Source organism: Methylobacterium sp. Leaf104, from assembly GCF_001422885.1.
Lineage (GTDB): Bacteria > Pseudomonadota > Alphaproteobacteria > Rhizobiales > Beijerinckiaceae > Methylobacterium.
In genome coordinates this window covers 383,508-401,061 of record NZ_LMMZ01000001.1, presented here as the reverse complement: position 1 = coordinate 401,061, position 17,554 = coordinate 383,508, and the positions used below count along the sequence as shown (strand labels likewise).

General features: G+C 71.3%; 17 protein-coding genes, 1 tRNA gene and 1 pseudogene. 11 read left to right on the top strand and 8 right to left on the bottom strand.

Going from position 1 to position 17,554, the window contains the following annotated elements; translation table 11 throughout:
• The first annotated feature begins 139 nt into the window (after nt 1-139).
• Together ASF49_RS01920 and ASF49_RS23450 are read left to right on the top strand one after the other, a co-directional pair.
• Nucleotides 140-715: a TetR/AcrR family transcriptional regulator gene (locus ASF49_RS01920; protein WP_056466798.1), complete on the top strand. Its 576-nt coding sequence runs from the start codon at nt 140-142 to the stop codon at nt 713-715.
• Between the two features lie 296 nt (nt 716-1,011).
• Nucleotides 1,012-3,999: a PAS domain-containing protein gene (locus ASF49_RS23450; protein ID WP_056466795.1), complete on the top strand. Its 2,988-nt coding sequence runs from the start codon at nt 1,012-1,014 to the stop codon at nt 3,997-3,999.
• 37 nt (nt 4,000-4,036) lie between these two features.
• Here ASF49_RS23450 and ASF49_RS01910 read toward each other — a convergent pair whose 3' ends face one another.
• Both ASF49_RS01910 and ASF49_RS01905 read right to left on the bottom strand, forming a co-directional pair.
• Nucleotides 4,037-4,939 (bottom strand): histone deacetylase family protein, encoded by a 903-nt coding sequence (locus ASF49_RS01910; RefSeq protein ID WP_056466792.1) that lies wholly within the window; start codon nt 4,937-4,939, stop codon nt 4,037-4,039.
• Between the two features lie 24 nt (nt 4,940-4,963).
• Entirely contained in the window at nt 4,964-5,911 is a 948-nt protein-coding gene (locus ASF49_RS01905) for an NAD(P)/FAD-dependent oxidoreductase (protein WP_243214327.1), read from the bottom strand.
• Nucleotides 5,912-6,068: 157 nt separating this feature from the next.
• Between ASF49_RS01905 and ASF49_RS01900 the strand changes: the two genes are divergently transcribed.
• The 4 genes from ASF49_RS01900 (at nt 6,069) to ASF49_RS01885 (ending at nt 8,988) form a co-directional block, all read left to right on the top strand.
• Complete coding sequence (locus ASF49_RS01900) at nt 6,069-7,253, top strand: ceramide glucosyltransferase (protein WP_243214329.1); 1,185 nt, start codon at nt 6,069-6,071, stop codon at nt 7,251-7,253.
• Between the two features lie 286 nt (nt 7,254-7,539).
• Entirely contained in the window at nt 7,540-7,752 is a 213-nt protein-coding gene (locus tag ASF49_RS01895) for a DUF4287 domain-containing protein (protein ID WP_056466787.1), read from the top strand.
• Nucleotides 7,753-7,892: 140 nt separating this feature from the next.
• A complete protein-coding gene (locus ASF49_RS01890; protein WP_056466784.1) occupies nt 7,893-8,600 on the top strand; it encodes a glutamine amidotransferase-related protein in 708 nt (235 codons plus the stop codon).
• A 55-nt stretch (nt 8,601-8,655) separates the two neighbouring features.
• Nucleotides 8,656-8,988 carry a hypothetical protein gene (locus ASF49_RS01885; RefSeq protein ID WP_056466781.1) on the top strand — a complete coding sequence of 111 codons (333 nt, stop codon included), beginning with the start codon at nt 8,656-8,658 and terminating at the stop codon, nt 8,986-8,988.
• A gap of 41 nt (nt 8,989-9,029) precedes the next feature.
• On the opposite strand, the gene ASF49_RS01880 is transcribed toward ASF49_RS01885, so the two are convergent.
• Nucleotides 9,030-9,114, bottom strand: a tRNA-Leu gene (locus ASF49_RS01880).
• 145 nt (nt 9,115-9,259) lie between these two features.
• Between ASF49_RS01880 and ASF49_RS01875 the strand changes: the two genes are divergently transcribed.
• Both ASF49_RS01875 and ASF49_RS01870 read left to right on the top strand, forming a co-directional pair.
• A complete protein-coding gene (locus ASF49_RS01875) occupies nt 9,260-9,841 on the top strand; it encodes a YqaA family protein (protein WP_056466778.1) in 582 nt (193 codons plus the stop codon).
• An 18-nt stretch (nt 9,842-9,859) separates the two neighbouring features.
• Nucleotides 9,860-10,348, top strand: coding sequence for a disulfide bond formation protein B (locus ASF49_RS01870; RefSeq protein WP_056466775.1), 489 nt, complete (start codon nt 9,860-9,862; stop codon nt 10,346-10,348).
• Nucleotides 10,349-10,351: 3 nt separating this feature from the next.
• On the opposite strand, the gene ASF49_RS01865 is transcribed toward ASF49_RS01870, so the two are convergent.
• The 4 genes from ASF49_RS01865 to cpdR form a co-directional block, all read right to left on the bottom strand.
• Nucleotides 10,352-10,855, bottom strand: a complete 504-nt coding sequence (locus ASF49_RS01865) for a DUF1178 family protein (RefSeq protein WP_056466773.1) — start codon at nt 10,853-10,855, stop codon at nt 10,352-10,354.
• 35 nt (nt 10,856-10,890) lie between these two features.
• Complete coding sequence (locus ASF49_RS01860) at nt 10,891-11,739, bottom strand: carbon-nitrogen hydrolase family protein (RefSeq protein ID WP_056466769.1); 849 nt, start codon at nt 11,737-11,739, stop codon at nt 10,891-10,893.
• Entirely contained in the window at nt 11,736-11,993 is a 258-nt protein-coding gene (gene grxC / locus ASF49_RS01855; protein ID WP_056466766.1) for a glutaredoxin 3, read from the bottom strand. The genes ASF49_RS01860 and grxC overlap by 4 nt, the downstream gene beginning before the upstream one ends.
• A gap of 94 nt (nt 11,994-12,087) precedes the next feature.
• Nucleotides 12,088-12,444, bottom strand: a complete 357-nt coding sequence (gene cpdR / locus ASF49_RS01850; protein ID WP_003603128.1) for a cell cycle two-component system response regulator CpdR — start codon at nt 12,442-12,444, stop codon at nt 12,088-12,090.
• Between the two features lie 207 nt (nt 12,445-12,651).
• On the opposite strand from cpdR, the gene ASF49_RS01845 reads away from it, so the two are divergent.
• The 3 genes from ASF49_RS01845 (at nt 12,652) to ASF49_RS01835 (ending at nt 16,617) form a co-directional block, all read left to right on the top strand.
• Nucleotides 12,652-13,560 carry an N-formylglutamate amidohydrolase gene (locus ASF49_RS01845; RefSeq protein WP_056466763.1) on the top strand — a complete coding sequence of 303 codons (909 nt, stop codon included), beginning with the start codon at nt 12,652-12,654 and terminating at the stop codon, nt 13,558-13,560.
• A 167-nt stretch (nt 13,561-13,727) separates the two neighbouring features.
• Nucleotides 13,728-15,893, top strand: coding sequence for a methylmalonyl-CoA mutase (gene scpA, locus ASF49_RS01840; protein ID WP_056466760.1), 2,166 nt, complete (start codon nt 13,728-13,730; stop codon nt 15,891-15,893).
• A 148-nt stretch (nt 15,894-16,041) separates the two neighbouring features.
• Nucleotides 16,042-16,617, top strand: a complete 576-nt coding sequence (locus tag ASF49_RS01835; protein WP_056466757.1) for a YgjV family protein — start codon at nt 16,042-16,044, stop codon at nt 16,615-16,617.
• Nucleotides 16,618-16,619: 2 nt separating this feature from the next.
• On the opposite strand, the pseudogene ASF49_RS01830 reads toward ASF49_RS01835, so the two are convergent.
• Nucleotides 16,620-17,522 (bottom strand): annotated as a pseudogene (locus ASF49_RS01830) (YifB family Mg chelatase-like AAA ATPase); the annotation flags it as partial.
• Nucleotides 17,523-17,554 lie beyond the last annotated feature (32 nt).

Below are 17,554 nucleotides of genomic sequence, written 5' to 3'. Positions count from 1 at the left end.
CAGACGGTTGTTTTTTTCGCCGAACCGTCTTCCCGGCTCGCGCGTTCCCCGGTATCCCATTGAAGTGATCGGTCTTCTCGCAGGTTCAGGCGGCGGATCCTCCTCCCTCGAAAGCGCTGGCGGCCTGGCTGGATTGTCCATGATGAAGGCGCGTACCCGCCGCGAAGACCGACCCGTGGTGATCCTCGACGCCGCCGAACGCCTGATTCGGCGCATGGGCACGCGCACCCTCACCATCGACGCCGTCGCGGCCGAGGCCTCGCTCAGCAAGGGCGGCGTCCTGCACCATTATGCCTCGAAGGACGCGCTGATCTCGGCCCTGGCCGAGCGCAAGCTGCGGGAGATCCGCGAGAGCGTGGCGGCGCACGAAGCGGAACAGGGACCGGGTGCCGCCGCCCTCCCCCTCGCGCTGATCGCCCATGCGCGCCAGGTCTATGCCGACGAGGACGGGTTTCCCCGCGCGCTCCTGCTGGCCTCCGCAGAGAGTCCCGAGGCCTTCGCCGGATTCAACGCCTTCCTGACGCAGCGGCTCGCCCAGATGGAGGACGTGGCCCGCTGCCCGGGTGCCGGGGCGATGCTGACCTTCGCCACCCTGGGGCTCCTGCTGACCCGGACGCTGGGATTCCACTGCCTGGAGGGACCAGAACTGGAGAAGCTGTTCGATGCCATGGAGCACGCCGCCAAGAACCTGCCGACGCCGGGCGCACCGGCCTGACCGCGGCCGTCGGCGCGTGCCCGCTCGCGCATGACCAGGGGTGAGCGGCACCGACACCGCCTTCGCATCGCGACGATGGCCGTCGCCGGTTCCCGGCCCGACAGCGGGACCGATGTCACCGGGGCGGGGCGCGAGGCCGCCGGCTCGGGGCGGCCCGTTCGGTGCGGGACCGGACGGTCGCTGTACGATTCGGCGCGGCGGCGCTATGCCATGGCCATGCCAACCGGCCTCCCGAAATCGATCCGCCGAACAGCCGAGATGCCGAAGCGGAGCGATCGATCCGGATCGCACGGCGCGTGACCCGTTCCCTGGCGTTCCTCGACGCGGGCAGCGTCTCCGGCGCCGAGATCCGGATGCACGACTGGGCCGGGACGCCACTCGGCCCGCCGGAGGCCTGGCCGCCGGCCCTGCGCAACACGCTGGCCCTGATGCTCGCCTGTCCCCGGCCGATGTTCCTGGCCTGGGGGCCCGACCTGCTCTGCTTCTACAACGACCCCTACCGGCCGATCCTGGGCTATCGCCTGCCGCACGCCCTCGGCCGTCCGTTCCGCGAGGTCTGGGGCAGCATCTGGGACGAGATCGGCCCGCTGGTCGAGGCCACCCTCGCCGGCGAGTCCCGCACCCTCACCGACATGAAGCTCGACCTCGCGCGGGCGGGCCGGGCGGAGGAGAGCTGGTGGTCCTTCACCTACTCGCCGGTCTACGACGATGCCGGTGCGGTCAACGGATTGTTCTGCGTCACGGCGGAGACGACTGACCGTGTGCTCGGCGAAGCGGCCCTGCGCGAGAGCGAGGACCATTACCGGCACGCGGTCGAGCTGAATCCCCAGGTTCCCTGGACCTGCGATCCCGCCGGCAACATCACCTCCTACGCGACGCGCTGGCTCAGCCTGACGGGACAGGCCCCCGGCGAGCCCCTGGGCGACGGCTGGACCCGGGCGGTCCATTCCGAGGACCTGCCGCGGACCCTGGCCGTGTTCGGCGCCTGCCTCGCCTCCGGGGAGCCGGTGGACGTCGATTACCGCATCCGCCTCGCCACGGGCGAGCATCGCTGGATGCGCGCCCGGGCCTACCCGCGGCGCGCCGAGGACGGCACGATCCTGCGCTGGTACGGCGTGGTCGAGGACATCCACGACCGCAAGCGGGCCGAGATGCGCCTGCAGCGGCGCGAGGAGCAGCTGCGGCTGGCCACGGAGGCGGCGGAGGTCGGAACCTGGGACCTCGATCCGGTCGCGGACACGCTGATCTGGTCGGACCGGACGAAGGCGATGTTCGGCCTCCCCCCGGAAACGCCGGTGACCCTCGGCGACTTCGAGGCCGGCCTGCACCCGGAGGACCTCGCGGCCACCCGTGCGGCCTTCGCCTCGGCCCTCGATCCGGCCCTGCGCGCCAGCTACGACGTGGAGTACCGCACCGTCGGCCGCCACGACGGGGTGGTGCGCTGGGTGGCGGCGAAGGGCCGGGGCGTGTTCGACGAGACCGGGCGCTGCGTCCGGGCGCTCGGCACGGTCATCGACATCACCGCGCGCAAGGCCGCCGAGGGCCACCTGCTCTTCCAGATCGCCCTCGGGGACCGCCTGCGGAGGGCGGCCACGCCGCTGGAGATCACGATGATCGCCGCGGCCAGCCTCGGCGCGCATCTCGGCGCCGGACGGGCCGGCTACGGACATCTCCGGAGCGGGGGCGAGGTCGTCGCGGTCGAGCGCGACTGGAGCGACGGCCGGATGGCGTCGCTGGCCGGCGAGGCCCGGGTGATCGAGGCCTTCGGGCCCGCCTTGGTCGCGGAGCTGCGGCAGGGGCGGACCCTGGTGGTCGCGGATTGTCGGACGGATCCCCGGACCGCGCAGGCGGGGTTCCAGGACACCTGGGACAGCATCGGCACGCGGGCGCTGATCGTGGCTCCGATGATGCGGGGCGAGGAATCCGGCGTCGTGTCCCTCGGCGGCGTGTTCTACGTGCACGCCGCCGAGCCGCGCCACTGGACCGACGCGGAGGTGCGGCTGACCACGGAGGTCGCGGCGCGGACCTGGTCGGCTCATGCGCAGGCGGAGGCGGAGGCTGCCCTGCGCGAGTTGAACGCGACCCTCGAGGAGCGCGTCGCCGGGCGCACGGCGGAGCTGGAGCAGACCCACGAGGCCCTGCGCCAGGCGCAGAAGATGGAGGCGGTGGGTCAGCTCACCGGCGGGGTCGCCCACGACTTCAACAACCTTCTCACCATCATCCGCTCCTCCGTCGATTTCCTGCGCAGGCCGGACCTGCCCGAGGCGCGCCGGAGCCGCTACCTCGACGCGGTGTCCGAGACCGTCGACCGGGCCGCCCGGCTGACCGGGCAGTTGCTCGCCTTCGCGCGGCGGCAGGCACTCAAGCCCGAGGTGTTCGATGTCCGGGCGCGGCTCGTGCGCGTCGCGGAGCTGCTGGAGACGGTGGCGGGCGCCCGCATCCGCATCGTCACCGAGCTGCCCGACGAGACCTGTCACATCCGCGCCGATCTCGGCCAGTTCGAGACCGCCCTGATCAACATGGCCGTCAATGCCCGCGACGCCATGGAGGAGCGGGGCACCCTGACCATCCGGCTCGAATGCCGTGCCTCCCTGCCGCACCCGCGCAAGCCCGGCGGCAGCGCCGGCCGGTTCGCGGCGATCTCCCTCACCGACACGGGGAGCGGAATCCCGGCGGACCATCTCGACCGGATCTTCGAGCCCTTCTTCACCACCAAGGCGGTGGGCAAGGGCACCGGCCTCGGATTGTCCCAGGTCTTCGGCTTCGCCAAGCAGTCGGGCGGCGACATCGCGGTGACGAGCACGGTGGGCGCCGGAACGACCTTCACGCTCTACCTGCCGGCCGTCGCGGCGCATCGATCGGCGCCGACGGTCTCCGCCGTCGAGCGTCCCGCCGTGTCCGGGCACGGGCTGCGCGTGCTCCTCGTCGAGGACAACCTCGAGGTCGGACGCTTCGCGCGGCAGATCCTGGAGGATTTCGGCTACCTGCCGATCTGGCACACCGATGCCGAGAGCGCGCTGGCGGACATCGAGGGCGCTGCCGCGCCCTTCGACATCGTGGTCTCGGACGTGGTCATGCCCGGCATGGGGGGCGTCGCCCTGGCGCAGGAGTTGCGGCGGCGCCGGCCGGACCTGCCGGTGCTGCTCGCCTCCGGATACAGCCACATCCTCGCCCAGGAGGACGCGCACGGCTTCGAGCTCCTGCACAAGCCCTATTCCGCCGAGCAGCTCGGCCAGATGATCAACCGGATCGTCGCGCGTCACGCGGCGCTGCCGGACTCCTAGCGGCGGGCCGGACCGACCGGATCGCCAGGGCTGTCGGTCAGGTCGCCCGCTCGGCCATGGCGGAGAAGACCAGGGCGTGGCGGGCCGCGAGGGCGTCGATGTCGGTGGAGTAGCCGCCGCCGATGACCCCGACGAACGGAATGCCGCGCCGGTGCGCCTCGCCGACGACGAAGCGGTCGCGCGCCAGCAGGCCCGCATCGGTGAGGTCGAGGCGCCCGAGCCGGTCGTCGCGGTGGGGATCGACCCCGGCATTGTAGAACACGATGTCGGGGCGCAGCGCGTCGAGCAGCGGCCCGACATGGGCGGCCAGCACCGCAAGGTATCCGGCATCGTCGACGCCGTCGGGCAGCCCGACATCCCGGTCGCCGGCGATCTTGCGCGTCGGGTAGTTCTTCTCGGCATGGATCGACAGGGTGAAGAGGTCGGGCGTCCCGCTCAGGCAATCGGCGGTGCCGTCGCCCTGGTGGACGTCGCAATCGACCACGAGCGCGCGCGCGATGGTGCCCTCCGCATGCAGGGTGCGGGCGGCCACCGCGACGTCGTTGAAGATGCAGAAGCCGGCACCGGACTCGCGCCGGGCATGGTGGCTGCCGCCGGCGGTGCTCCCGGCGAGGCCGTGGGCCAGGGCCAGGCGGGCCGCCAGCAGGGTTCCGCCCACCGAGGCGCAGGAACGGGCGACGACGGAGGCGCCCACCGGCAGGCCGATGTTGCGCTCGATCTCGCGCGCGACGTCGAGGGCGAGCACGGCCTCCACGTAGGCGCGGTCATGGGCGGCGGCGAGAAGGTCGGCCCCGGCGGGCTCGGGCCGCGCGAAGCCGTCCGGGGCCAGCCCCTGTTCGGCCAGGAGCTCGGCCAGGCGCCCGTACTTGCGCATGGGAAAGCGGTGTCCCTCCGGCAGGGACGCCTCGTAGGCCGGATGGAAGACGATGGGCAGGCTCATGTTGACGGGCTCATCGTGATGCGCTCAGGCCAGATCCGCGATCAGCCGCTCCGCCAGGGCGAGCCCGCTGTCGTAGGCGGCCTCGATCCGCGGCCCGAGGCAGCCGTCGCCGGCATAGCCGAGGCGCTGGACCGGATCGTAGAGGCAGGGCGCGCCGCAGGTCTCCTCGACGAGGGCGTAGCGCCAGCGATGGGCGCGGGCCTGGAGGGGCGTGACGGGGCCGCCGAAGAGCTCGCCGAGGGCCGCGAGGAGGCTCGCCCGCACCGCCTCGGGGGTTTCCTCGAGATGGGCCTTCGACCAGGCGGGCGTGGCGTGGATGGTGTAGGCCGGCGGCGCCTCCGGACGTCCGGGCTTCACGCCCTCGCGGAACAGCGCGGCGATGGGTCCGGTCGCGGGGCGCAGGACGTCGCCCGGGACGGACGGCTCCGCCGCGCAGGCCAGCATTAGCGACCAGCAGGGCGCGTAGCGCGCCCGCTCGACGCCGGACAGCGCGCACCCGCTCGCCGCGAGGAGGCGCAGGGCCTGCGGGCCGGGCACCGTCAGGACCACCGCGTCGAACACCCTGTCCGCCTCCGCTTCCGCCAGGGCGACCCGCCAGCCGTGCTCCGTCCGGGCCAGGGCGGTGACGGTCCGGCCAGCGCGGACGTCGAGGCCGGCGAGAAGGTCGCGCACCGGCGCGGTCATGTCGGGCACGGCCGTGACGGTGCCGTCCGTGTCGAAGGGCGCCACGAGGCCGCGGGACTTCCAGTCGTCGAGGCGGCGGCGGAAGGCGGGGCCGTGCGCCCGCATCACCTGCGCGCCGTGGTCGAAGCTGAGACCGGTCTCGCGGTCTCGGCGGTTCGCCATGCGGCCGCCGGGCTGCCGGCCCTTGTCGAACACCGCGACGGAGAGGCCGGCCTCGTGGAGCCGGCGCGCCGCGCTCGCCCCCGCCATCCCGGCCCCCACGATCGCCACCTGCGCCGGTCCCGCCACGCACGTCCCCCTCGTCGTCCGAGGCTGTCATACGACTGAAGCAGCGCGGCTGTTAGGGGCGCTGTGCAGCCGGAGACGCGACGCGGTGTCCAACCCGCGTCCGGCGGCGTTCTTGGAGCCTCGCGAGCGGGAGACGTCGCGAATGTGGGATCAGGCGTTGCGGGAGCTGTCGGAGCCGGGCGCCGCCGTTGCCCTGGGGCTGTGCGTCGCCCTGACGCTGGTCAACCTCGTCGGCATCATGGTGGCGGCCCTGCGGATCGGACGGCGCAACGGCGCGTCGGTCTTCCCGAAGGACGCCCCGGTCTCCCTGGTGCGGCCGGTCTGCGGCATCGAGGCCTTCAGCGAGGAACTGCTGACCCGCGGCTTCCAGCTGGCCCATCCCCGTTACGAGCTGATCTTCTGCGTGGCCGACGGGGCCGATCCCATCGTTCCCCTCCTGGAGCGCCTGATGGCGGCGCATCCGCGGGTGCCCGCCCGCCTGATCGTCGGCGACGAGCGGATCAGCGACAACCCCAAGCTCAACAACTGCGTGCGTGGCTGGGAGGCGGCCCGTCACGACTGGGTGGTGCTCGCCGACTCGAACGTCGCGATGCCGCCGGACTACCTGCAGCAATTGCAGGCGGCCTGGCGCCCCGATACCGGCCTCGTCTGCTCGACGCCGATCGGCGCGCGTCCCTCCGGCCTGTTCGCCGTGGTGGAATGCGCCTTCCTCAACACCCTGCAGGCGCGCTGGCAATATACCGGCGAGGCCCTCGGCCTCGGCTTCGCCCAGGGCAAGAGCATGCTCTGGCACAAGCCCTTCCTGGAGGCGCGCGGCGGCATCCGGGCGCTGGCGGCCGAGATCGCCGAGGATGCCGCGGCGACCAAGCTCGTGCGCACGGCGGGCGCCCGGGTCCACCTCGTGGCCGCGCCCTTCGACCAGCCCCTCGGACGCCGCACGCTGTCCGAAATCTGGTCGCGGCAACTGCGCTGGGCGCGGCTCCGGCGGGTCACCTTCCCGCTGTTCTTCGCCCCCGAGATCGGCTGCGGACCGCTCCTGCCCTTCGCCCTCGCCCTCGCGGCCGCGCCCTCCCTCGCACTGGCGGTCCTTCTCCTGGGGCTCACGGGACTGTGGTACGGGGCGGAGATCGTCTTGGCCGCCCGGGCGCGCTGGTACCGGCATCCCCGGCTCCTCCTCGCCTTCCTGATCCGTGACGCGCTGATCCCGTTCCTCTGGATCGGCGCCTGGATGCGCGGCGCCATCGTCTGGCGCGGCAATCCGATGGACATCCGGACGAAGGCGCCCGAGCCCGCTGCCCGCAAACCCTGGCGCCGCCTGCGGCCGCGCGCCAGCACCGCCTGATCGCAACGCCGGGCGGACCGGCCTCGGCTTCCCCTGCGCCCTCCTCACGCGGCAGCGCCGGGGTGTGGCGGAGACCTGCTTCGTCACCGCGATCCCGATGACCCTGCCGCGCCGCGCGAGCCCCTTCGCCGTCAGAGACCCGGCGCCTTCGGGAGCGGCCCGAAATCGGGTTCGGGCGGGAGCGGGCTTCGGCCTGGCGGCGCGCGCCATTTCCAAAACGAGACCGACGATCCAGAATGCCGAGGGGGCTAAACGGGCCAGCGCATCTCCCGGAGCCACGACCGCCATGAGCGACGGACCGATCAAGGGACCCGCCTCCTACTTCCCGTCGATCGAGAAGACATACGGGCGACCGGTCGCGGAATGGCAGGAACTGCTGCGAAAGCGGCTTCCCGCCAAGCACATGGACTTGGTCGCCATGCTCAAGACCGATCATGCGATGGGCCATGGCCATGCCAATGCGCTCGTGGCGCACACCCTGGCGGCCCTTAAGGGGTAGGCGATCGACGGTCGCGACCGGGGCTGCGACGGCCGGCCTCCGGACTCGGCGTGTCGGCGAGCCGACGTTCCGCGAACCGCCTCGACGGACGCTCGCGCCAGGCCCGGAGGCCCGATGTCCACCCGACCCGGATGCCGCCCATGAGAATCGCGATCCTCGAAGCCGGCACCCCGCCGGAGCGGCTCGCCGGCCGCTACCCGGGCTATGGCCGGATGACGGCCGACCGCCTCGGTTCCGGGCCCGATCTCACGGTGTTTTCGGTCAATCGCGGTGACTGGCCCGCCGATCCGGACGCCTTCGACGCCACCCTCGTCACCGGTTCGCCCGCCGGGGTCTACGATCCTCTGCCCTGGATCGGCACGCTGATCGCGTACCTGCGCGGCCTCGATCCGGAGAAGCCCCTCGTGGGGATCTGCTTCGGGCATCAGGTCATGGCGACCGCCTTCGGCGGGCGGGTCGAGAAGTCGGACAAGGGCTGGGGGATCGGCCTGCATGTCTATCGCATCGCGCATACGGCGGATTGGATGGATGCGGATCCGGAGGTCGCCGCGCCCGCCATCCACCAGGACCAGGTGATCGAGGCGCCGCCGGCGAGCCGGACGCTGGCGGGCAACGGCTTCACGCCGCACGGCATCCTCGCCTATTCCGACCGGCGCGCCGTCTCGTTCCAGTTTCATCCGGAATTCGAACGCGACTACGCCCGCGCCCTCGTCGCGGGCCACCGCCCGGGCGAACTCGACGAGGCCCTGCGCGCGCGGGCCCTCGCCTCCCTCGATGCGCCGAGCGACGGCGCGCGGGTCGGCGGATGGATCCGGCGCTTCCTCGCGGGGCGATCCCGGCCGGGCTAGGCTAATCCCCGCACGTCGATCTAGCCTCGGGCGAATCGGATCGCGGGAGTCCCCCATGCAGCGCAGCGCTCAGTTCTCCATCGCCCCCGACAAGCTCTGGCAATCGATCAATCCGTGGACGTTCTACCAGCAGGGCGCGCAGGTCGGCCTGGTCAACATCGACCTCGGCCACACGCCGAATCCTGAACTGGAGCAGAAGATCTTCGACGACGTGGGCAGCTACGGCCGCCAGCTGGGTCGGATCGGCGATGCGCTCGAGGTTCTGCTGCGCCACATCCGTCTGGATCACCTCACCCCCGCGGAGGAGGACGCCCTCCTGATCCTGCGCAGGCAGCTCGCGGAAGTCCGGCGGGTCAAGGAGCGCCAGGGGGCGGCGAGCCGCGACTGACGATCAGGCGTAGGCGCCGATCAGGCTCAGGGAAGGAGGGATGGTGCGGGCGGTCGGAATCGAACCGACACTCCTTGCGGAACCGGATTTTGAGTCCGGCGCGTCTACCAGTTCCACCACGCCCGCAGCGTTCGCGTCATCGCACACCTTCCCGGATTCGGCCAGTGGCGTTTTCTTCGCACTGCGATATGCGGGCGCTCGCCAGGGACGGCCACGTATGATCAAAGGGCTCGGCCCTGCCTTCCCGCCTTCCAGCCTTCCCGGACCCTTCATGATCCGTCGCCTCTACGAGTGGATCCTCGCGCTCGCGGGCAAGCCCTCCGCGCCCTACGCCCTCGGGGCCGTGGCCTTCGCCGAGAGCTCGTTCTTCCCGGTGCCGCCGGACGTGATGCTGGTGCCGATGGCCGTGAGCCGGCCGGACCGGGTCTGGTTCTACGCCCTCATCACCACGCTGGCCTCCGTCGCCGGCGGCCTCGTCGGCTACGCCATCGGGGCCCTGCTCTTCGACTCGGTCGGGCAATGGGTGTTCCGGGTCTACGGCCTCTCCGACAAGGCCGAGACCTTCCAGGCGTCCTATGCCCAGTACGGGCACTGGGTGATCCTGCTGAAGGGCCTGACGCCGATCCCGTTCAAGCTCGTGACCATCACCTCGGGCTTCGCCCATTACGACCTGTTCTGGTTCGTGGTGCTGTCGCTGCTGACGCGGGGCGCCCGATTCTTCATCCTGGCGGGACTTCTCGGCCGCTACGGCGTTCAGATCCGGGGGGTGCTCGACCGGCACCTCAACGTGGTGGCGGCGATCTCCGTCGCGGTGATCGTCCTCGGCTTCGTGCTGTTCAAGGTGCTCCTGTAGACAAGGTGCTTTTCTGGCATGGACTACGCTTCGCTCCTGCGCCTGCGCCGCGCCGCCCTTCTCGTCCTCGTCGGGTCCCTGTTGACGCTCGCCGGAGCCTGGACCTTCCAGTGGGGCCTCGGCTACGTGCCGTGCAAGCTCTGCCTGCAGGAGCGGATTCCCTACTACGCGGCGGTTCCGCTGGCCCTGCTCGGCCTGTTCCTGCCGGCCTGGAGCGCGCGCCTCGTCCTCGGCCTCGCCGCCCTCGGCCTGCTCTACGGGGCCGGCCTCAGCGTCTATCACGCCGGTGCGGAATGGAGCCTGTGGGCCGGTCCCACCGATTGCGGCGGCGGCACGGGTGCCAACCCGGCCGATGTCGGCGATTTCCTGAACGCTCTCCAGACCACGCGGGTGGCCGATTGCTCCACCGCGGCGTGGCGCCTGTTCGGCATCTCCCTCGCGGGCTGGAACGCGCTCATCGGCTTCCTGCTCGCGTCGATCGCCGGCACGGCCGCGCTGAAGCGCTGAGGCTCAGTGCCGGTCGTCGGAGGCCGGCGGCAGGGGGGCCACCGCGATGCCTTCGTCGACGAGGGCGCGGGCCTCCTCCAGGCTCGCCTCGCCGTAGATCGCGCGGATCTCGGTCTCGCCATAGTGGATCCGGCGCGCCTCCTCGGGGAAGCGCGTCCCGACGTCGTCGGCGTTTCGCGTGGCTTCCGCGCGCAAGGCTCGCATCAGGGCGCGCAGGCGCCGCTCGGGCTCGGTGGGCACCAGCTGCGGCATGGGTTGCGGTATGGGCTGCAGGGCGACGGCGGGAAGGCTGGCCGTCGACGCCGCCTCGGCCGGCGCCGGCGGCGCACGGTTCCCGCGATCCGTGCGGGCGACGGAGGGCGCCATCATGCTCTTGCCGACCTGGGCCGAGCCGCAGACCGGACAGGCCACGAGGCCGCGCGCGGCCTGCGCGTCGAAGGAATCGCTCGACGGGAACCAGCTCTCGAAGCCGTGCCGGGCCTCACAGACGAGGGTGTAGCGGATCATGGGACAGGGGTTTCGCGACGGTTGCGCGGGCGGGATCAGGCGGGGCGGCCCACCCGCTCGATCGTGAAGGGCCGGGCGTGCTGCAGGGTCGGGATGCGGGCGCGGGCGTCGGCGACGCGGGAAAGGTCGATCTCGGCCAGGATCACGCCCGGCTCGGCCCCGTCCGCGTCGGCCAGGACCCGGCCCCAGGGATCGACGATGAGGGAGTGCCCGTAGGTGTCGCGCCCATCCTCGTGGTGGCCGCCCTGTGCCGCCGAGATCATGAACGAGCCGGTCTCGATGGCGCGGGCCCGGTGCAGCACGTGCCAGTGCGCCTCGCCCGTCTGCTTGGTGAAGCAGGCCGGGGCGGTCAGGAGGGTGGCGCCCGCCTCGGCCAGCGCCCGGTACAGGGCGGGAAAGCGGATGTCGTAGCAGATGGCGAGGCCGATGGGCGCCCACGGCGTCTCGGCGACGACGGCGCAGGCGCCGCCGGTATAGGTCGCGGATTCGCGCCAGCGCTCGCCGTTCGGCAGGTCGACGTCGTAGAGGTGAAGCTTGTCGTAGGAGGCCGTGATCACGCCCTCGGCATCGATCAGGAAGGCGCGGTTGGCGACCTTGTCGCCGTTGCGCACGGCGAGCGACCCGATCTGGATCACGATGCCGCGCTCGCGCGCGACCTCGCGCAGGGCCGCCAGCGTGGGGTCGTCGTCCTGCGACGTCACCTTCTCGAACAGGCTCGCCTTGCTGCGCTCCACCAGGGAGGTCATCTCGGGCGTCTGGACGTAGTGCGCCCCGGCGCTCGCCGCCTCGCGCACCAGTGCCACGGCGGCGTCGCGGTTGGCGAGGGGATCGCGGCCCGAGCGCATCTGGACGCAGGCGGCGGTGAAGGTGGGTGCGTCGCTCATGCGGCGACCAGCGCGTCGAGCTTGCCGGCACCGTTGAGGGCGTAGAGGTCGTCGCAGCCGCCCACATGGGCGTCACCCACGAAGATCTGCGGCACGCTCGTGCGGCCGCCGGCACGCTGGACCATGGCGGTGCGCGAGCCGGCCGTCTTCTCGACGTCGATCTCGGTGAAAGCGATGCCCTTGTCGCGCAGCAGGCTCTTGGCCGCCGAGCAGTACGGGCACCACGCGGTTGTATAGATCGTGACCGGCTTCATCGTCGTCGCGCCCCATCCCAATCCCATCAGCATATAGGCGAGCCGGCGGGCTCTTCCTACTGCCTCGATTCGGCGGGGGCGGCGGGCGTTACGCTCAGGCGGCCAGGAGCTTCTCGACCTCGTTGACGAGATCACGCAGGTGGAACGGCTTCGACAGCACCTTGGCGTCCTTCGGAGCCTTCGAATCCGGGTTCAGGGCCACGGCGGCGAAGCCGGTGATGAACATCACCTTGATGTCGGGGTCGAGCTCGGTGGCGCGCCGCGCCAGCTCGATCCCGTCCATCTCGGGCATCACGATATCGGTCAGGAGCAGCTCGAAGGGCTCCTCGCGCAGGCGATTATAGGCCGAGAGGCCGTTGTCGAACGACAGGACGTCGTAGCCCGCGTTCTGCAGCGCCTTGGCCAGGAAGCGGCGCATGTCGTTGTCGTCTTCCGCCAGGAGGATCTTCATCGAGCAGCGTCCCGTACCTTTGATTCGATGTGTTCTTTCCACAAAGCACCGGCTTGGTAAACAGAACGTTGCCGGCCCGTCCGGGCCAGGTGTCCCACGGCACCACCGGGGGCCTCCCGAGGCGCTCGAGATGCTGGACAGGCCAGTCGGCAAAACGCAAAGTGAGCGGATGCGTTGTCCCGTCCGCACCGAGGCGCCCGCGCCGCGATGACAGAGCCGTTCCAGACCCCCGACGCGACCGGAGCGGCCGCCTTCGATCCACCCTTCACGGTGGACGAGCCGACGGCGCACACCCTCCCCTTCGTCTTCAACACGCCGCATTCCGGCGCGGTCTATCCGCCGGCCTTCCTCGCCGCCTCGCGCCTCGACGGGCTCGCACTGCGGCGCTCGGAGGACGCGCATGTCGACCGGCTGTTCGCACCGGTGGTCGACCTCGGGGCGCCCCTGATGCGGGCGCATTTTCCCCGGGCCTTCCTCGACGTGAACCGCGAGCCCTACGAACTCGACCCGCGCATGTTCGACGGGCGCCTGCCGGCCTTCGCCAACACCCGCTCCATGCGGGTGGCCGGGGGCCTCGGCACCATCCCGCGCCTCGTCGCCGACGGGCAGGAGATCTATCGCGGACGCCTGCCGTTGGAGGCCGCGGTCGAGCGGATCGAGACCCTCTACAAGCCCTATCACCGCACCCTGCGCGGCCTGATCCAGCGCACGGCGCGCCAGTTCGGTCACGCCATCCTGATCGACTGCCACTCGATGCCCTCGTCGAGCCTCGGGCGCGACGAGGCGGCGCGGGCCGACATCGTCCTGGGCGACCGCTTCGGCACCGCCTGCGCGCCGATCCTGATCGACGCCTTCGAGCACCACCTGCGCGCCCGCGGTTACCGCGTCCTGCGCAACAAGCCCTACGCGGGCGGCTTCATCACCGAGCATTACGGCGAGCCGAACGTCGAGCGGCACGCCCTGCAGATCGAGATCAACCGGGGCCTGTACATGAACGAGGCGACCCTCGCGATCACCCCGGGCTTCTCGGAACTGGTCTGGCACCTGCGCAGCGTCGTGAGCGCCGTCGCCGCCGAGGTCCAGGGCCTCGCCCCCTCCCGGATGGCCGCCGAGTAGGCGCGTCCGACAAGAAAGTTTTGGGTGCGGCCCGAAAAGATTTTCCGGCCGCTTGCGCGAAAGTGACGGTTTTGCCGGCCCCTTCGCGGCCAAGTCCGGTTAGGAGTAGCCCAGACCGGGCGCGTACCTATAATGCAGGCACGCTGCCGCCGCACGAGCCAGAGCCCATGACGTCTCGCATCCCCGACTTCGCGACCGTTCCCTACGCGGCCGATGCCGTTCCGGCCCCGGTACCGCCGACGGGCGAGCCCTGGATGACGCCGGAAGGCATTCCGGTGAAGGGCGTCTACGGACCGGAGGATCGCGACGGCATCGAGTTCCTCGACACCTATCCGGGCGTGGCGCCCTACCTGCGCGGCCCCTACCCGACGATGTACGTGACCCAGCCCTGGACGATCCGGCAATATGCCGGCTTCTCCACGGCCGAGGATTCGAACGCGTTCTACCGGCGCAACCTCGCCGCCGGGCAGAAGGGCCTGTCGGTGGCCTTCGACCTCGCCACCCACCGCGGCTACGATTCCGACCACCCCCGCGTCTCGGGCGATGTCGGCATGGCCGGCGTCGCGATCGATTCGATCTACGACATGCGGACGCTGTTCTCGGGCATCCCGCTGGACGAGATGACCGTGTCGATGACGATGAACGGCGCGGTGCTGCCGATCCTCGCCCTCTACATCGTCGCGGCCGAGGAGCAGGGCGTGCCGCCGGAGAGGCTCGCCGGCACGATCCAGAACGACATCCTCAAGGAGTTCATGGTCCGCAACACCTACATCTACCCGCCTGCGGGCTCGATGCGGATCATCGGTGACATCTTCGCCTACACGTCGAAGAACATGCCGAAGTTCAATTCCATCTCGATCTCCGGCTACCACATGCAGGAGGCCGGGGCGACGAACGACCTCGAGCTCGCCTACACGCTCGCCGACGGGGTCGAGTACATCAAGGCGGGTCTCGCCGCCGGCCTGACCATCGACCAGTTCGCCCCGCGCCTGTCGTTCTTCTGGGCCATCTCGACGAACTTCTTCATGGAGATCGCCAAGATGCGGGCTGCGCGCCTGATCTGGGCCAAGCTCGTCAAGGAGTTCGAGCCGAAGAGCGACAAGTCGCTGCCGCTTCGCACCCACAGCCAGACCTCGGGCTGGTCGCTGACCGCGCAGGACGTGTTCAACAACGTCACCCGCACCTGCATCGAGGCGATGGCGGCCACCCAAGGGGGCACGCAGTCCCTGCACACCAACGCGCTGGACGAGGCCCTGGCACTGCCCACCGACTTCTCGGCCCGCATCGCCCGCAACACCCAGCTCTTCCTGCAGCAGGAGAGCGGCACCACCCGCATCGTCGATCCGTGGGGCGGCTCCTACTACGTGGAGAAGCTGACGCAGGACATCGTCGCCCGCGCCTGGGAGCACCTGCGCGAGGTCGACGAGCTCGGGGGCATGGCCAAGGCCATCGAGGCCGGCATCCCGAAGCTGCGCATCGAGGAGGCGGCCGCCCGCGCCCAGGCCCGGATCGATTCCGGCCGCCAGACCATCGTGGGCGTCAACAAGTACAAGCCCGACGACGACCGCGCCATCGAACTGATGCGCGTCGACAACGGCAACGTCCGCACCCTGCAGATCGACAAGCTGAAGCGCCTGCGCGCCGAGCGCAACCAGGCCGATGTCGACGCGGCCCTGGCGGCGCTGACGGCGGCGGCGCAGGGGACGGGCAACCTCCTCGAACTCGCCGTGAACGCGGCGCGGGCCAAGGCCACGGTGGGCGAGATCTCGGATGCCCTGGAGAAGGCCTGGGGCCGTCACCGGGCCGAGATCCGCTCGATCTCGGGCGTCTACAAGCGGGAGGTGGGTGGCATGTCGCCGGTGGTCGAGACCGTTCGCAAGCTCGTGGAGACCTTCGAAGAGAACGACGGGCGCCGCCCGCGCATCCTCGTCGCCAAGATGGGCCAGGACGGTCACGACCGCGGCCAGAAGGTCATCGCCTCCGCCTTCGCCGATCTCGGCTTCGACGTGGATATCGGGCCGCTCTTCGCGACCCCCGCCGAGGCCGCACGGCAGGCGGTGGAGAACGACGTCCACATCGTCGGCGTGTCGTCCCTGGCCGCCGGCCACCTGACGCTGGTGCCCGAGCTGAAGGCGGCGCTGACGGAGCAGGGCCGCGGCGACGTGATGATCGTCATCGGCGGCGTGATCCCGCCCGGCGACTACGACGCGCTCCATGCCGCCGGAGCCTCGGCGATCTTCCCGCCCGGCACCGTCATCGCGGAGGCCGCCGTGAAGCTGATCGAGGAACTCAACGGCCGCCTCGGCTACGCGGCACGCCAGGCCGCGGAGTAAAGCCCGCCGGCGGGCGGCCCCGGCCGTCCGCCGTTGCACCCGGACGACAGGTCCGGCGCCTGGAAACGCGCGTTAACCAGCCGGTTACCCTGACGACCTAGCGCCTGCGTCGAGTGCGGCGCGCGTCTGCGCCGACCGGGCGCGGACCATGATCGTCATCGAGTGGGCTCAGATCGGCTGGGCCGCGGCAAACCCTCATCTCGACCTTTTCGGAACCCTCGGCCTGCTCCTGGGCTTCGCCGCCGGGATCATGCCGAACCGGCGCGGAATGCTCCTGGCCTCGGCCGGTTGCGCCACCGCCTTCGGCCTGCACTACCTGCATCTCGGCGCCCTCACCGGCACGGCGATGTGCGCCATCGCCCTGCTGCAGAACCTCGTCTCGGCACGGGCGATCGGGCCCGGGGGCCGCGCCGCCTGGGTGGCCCCGCTCTTCGCCGCGACGACCCTGGTCGCGGCCGGACTGACCCTCGCGACCTGGAGCGGGTGGCCCTCGGCCTGTGCCGGGCTCGGCGCCCTCCTGGCGACGGCCGCGCGCCTGCAGGGCGATCCGCAGGGCATGCGGCGGCTCTTCCTCGGCGCCAGCCTGTGCTGGGCCGTCCATAACGGCCTCGTCGGCTCGGTCTTCGGGCTCACCTGCGACCTGCTCACCCTCTCGGGCCTGACCCTCTCGCTGATCCGGCATCGGCGGCGGCACGAGGTCTCCCAGGCGCTTCCCGCCGCCTGAGGTCAGGCCGCGGCGGGCTGCTCCGCCCGTCCGCGATAGGACAGGGCCTCGGCCAGATGGATGCGGCGGACGCGGGCCTCGCCGTCGAGGTCGGCCAGGGTGCGGGCGACGCGCAGGGTCCGATGGAAGCCGCGCGCCGAGAGCCGCATGGTCTCCGCGGCCGAGCGGATCAGGGCGGCGCCCTCCGGGTCCGGCGCGGCCACCGCCTCGATCACCGGGGGTGGGCAGGTGGCGTTGGTGAACGAGCGCTCCGGATCGTAGGCGGCGTAGCGCGCGGTCTGCAGCGCGCGGGCGGCCGCGACACGGGCCGCCGTCTCGGCCGACCCCTCCGGGGGCGGCGGCAGGATCAGGTCGGCGGCCGTCACCGCGCCGACCTCGATGCGCAGGTCGATGCGGTCGAGGAGCGGGCCGGAGATGCGCGCGCCGTACTGGGCGACGCAGCGCTCGTTCGGGCCTTTCCGGCAGGCATAGCCCGGCTCCAGAGCCTGTCCGCAGCGGCACGGATTCATCGCCGCCACGAGCTGGAATCGGGCCGGATAGGTCACCCGATGGTTGGCCCGCGCGATCATGATCGTCCCGGTCTCCATCGGCTGGCGCAGCGAATCGAGCACCTGGGGCGTGAACTCCGGCAATTCGTCGAGGAACAGCACGCCGCCATGGGCGAGCGAGGCCTCCCCCGGGCGGGCGTTGATGCCGCCGCCGACCAGGGCCGCCATGGAGGCGGAATGGTGCGGCTGCCGGAAGGGGCGCCGGTTCGAGAGCGCGCCGCCCTTCAGTTCGCCCGCCACCGACTGGATCATCGAGACTTCGAGGAGTTCGCGCGGGGCCAGCGGCGGCAGGATCGAGGGCAGGCGCGCGGCGAGCATCGACTTGCCCGCCCCGGGCGGTCCGTTCATCAACAGGTTCGGGCACATTAAGCGGGATTCCATACAGCGGC

Bases quoted from the DNA above. Each gene is read 5' to 3' on its own strand.
- ASF49_RS01920 (WP_056466798.1), top strand. From the start codon at position 140: ATGATGAAGGCGCGTACCCGCCGCGAAGACCGACCCGTGGTGATCCTC.
- ASF49_RS01910 (WP_056466792.1), bottom strand. From the start codon at position 4,939: ATGAGCCTGCCCATCGTCTTCCATCCGGCCTACGAGGCGTCCCTGCCG.
- ASF49_RS01895 (WP_056466787.1), top strand. From the start codon at position 7,540: ATGAGCGACGGACCGATCAAGGGACCCGCCTCCTACTTCCCGTCGATC.
- ASF49_RS01890 (WP_056466784.1), top strand. From the start codon at position 7,893: ATGAGAATCGCGATCCTCGAAGCCGGCACCCCGCCGGAGCGGCTCGCC.
- ASF49_RS01885 (WP_056466781.1), top strand. From the start codon at position 8,656: ATGCAGCGCAGCGCTCAGTTCTCCATCGCCCCCGACAAGCTCTGGCAA.
- ASF49_RS01875 (WP_056466778.1), top strand. From the start codon at position 9,260: ATGATCCGTCGCCTCTACGAGTGGATCCTCGCGCTCGCGGGCAAGCCC.
- ASF49_RS01870 (WP_056466775.1), top strand. From the start codon at position 9,860: ATGGACTACGCTTCGCTCCTGCGCCTGCGCCGCGCCGCCCTTCTCGTC.
- ASF49_RS01865 (WP_056466773.1), bottom strand. From the start codon at position 10,855: ATGATCCGCTACACCCTCGTCTGTGAGGCCCGGCACGGCTTCGAGAGC.
- ASF49_RS01860 (WP_056466769.1), bottom strand. From the start codon at position 11,739: ATGAGCGACGCACCCACCTTCACCGCCGCCTGCGTCCAGATGCGCTCG.
- grxC (WP_056466766.1), bottom strand. From the start codon at position 11,993: ATGAAGCCGGTCACGATCTATACAACCGCGTGGTGCCCGTACTGCTCG.
- cpdR (WP_003603128.1), bottom strand. From the start codon at position 12,444: ATGAAGATCCTCCTGGCGGAAGACGACAACGACATGCGCCGCTTCCTG.
- ASF49_RS01845 (WP_056466763.1), top strand. From the start codon at position 12,652: ATGACAGAGCCGTTCCAGACCCCCGACGCGACCGGAGCGGCCGCCTTC.
- scpA (WP_056466760.1), top strand. From the start codon at position 13,728: ATGACGTCTCGCATCCCCGACTTCGCGACCGTTCCCTACGCGGCCGAT.
- ASF49_RS01835 (WP_056466757.1), top strand. From the start codon at position 16,042: ATGATCGTCATCGAGTGGGCTCAGATCGGCTGGGCCGCGGCAAACCCT.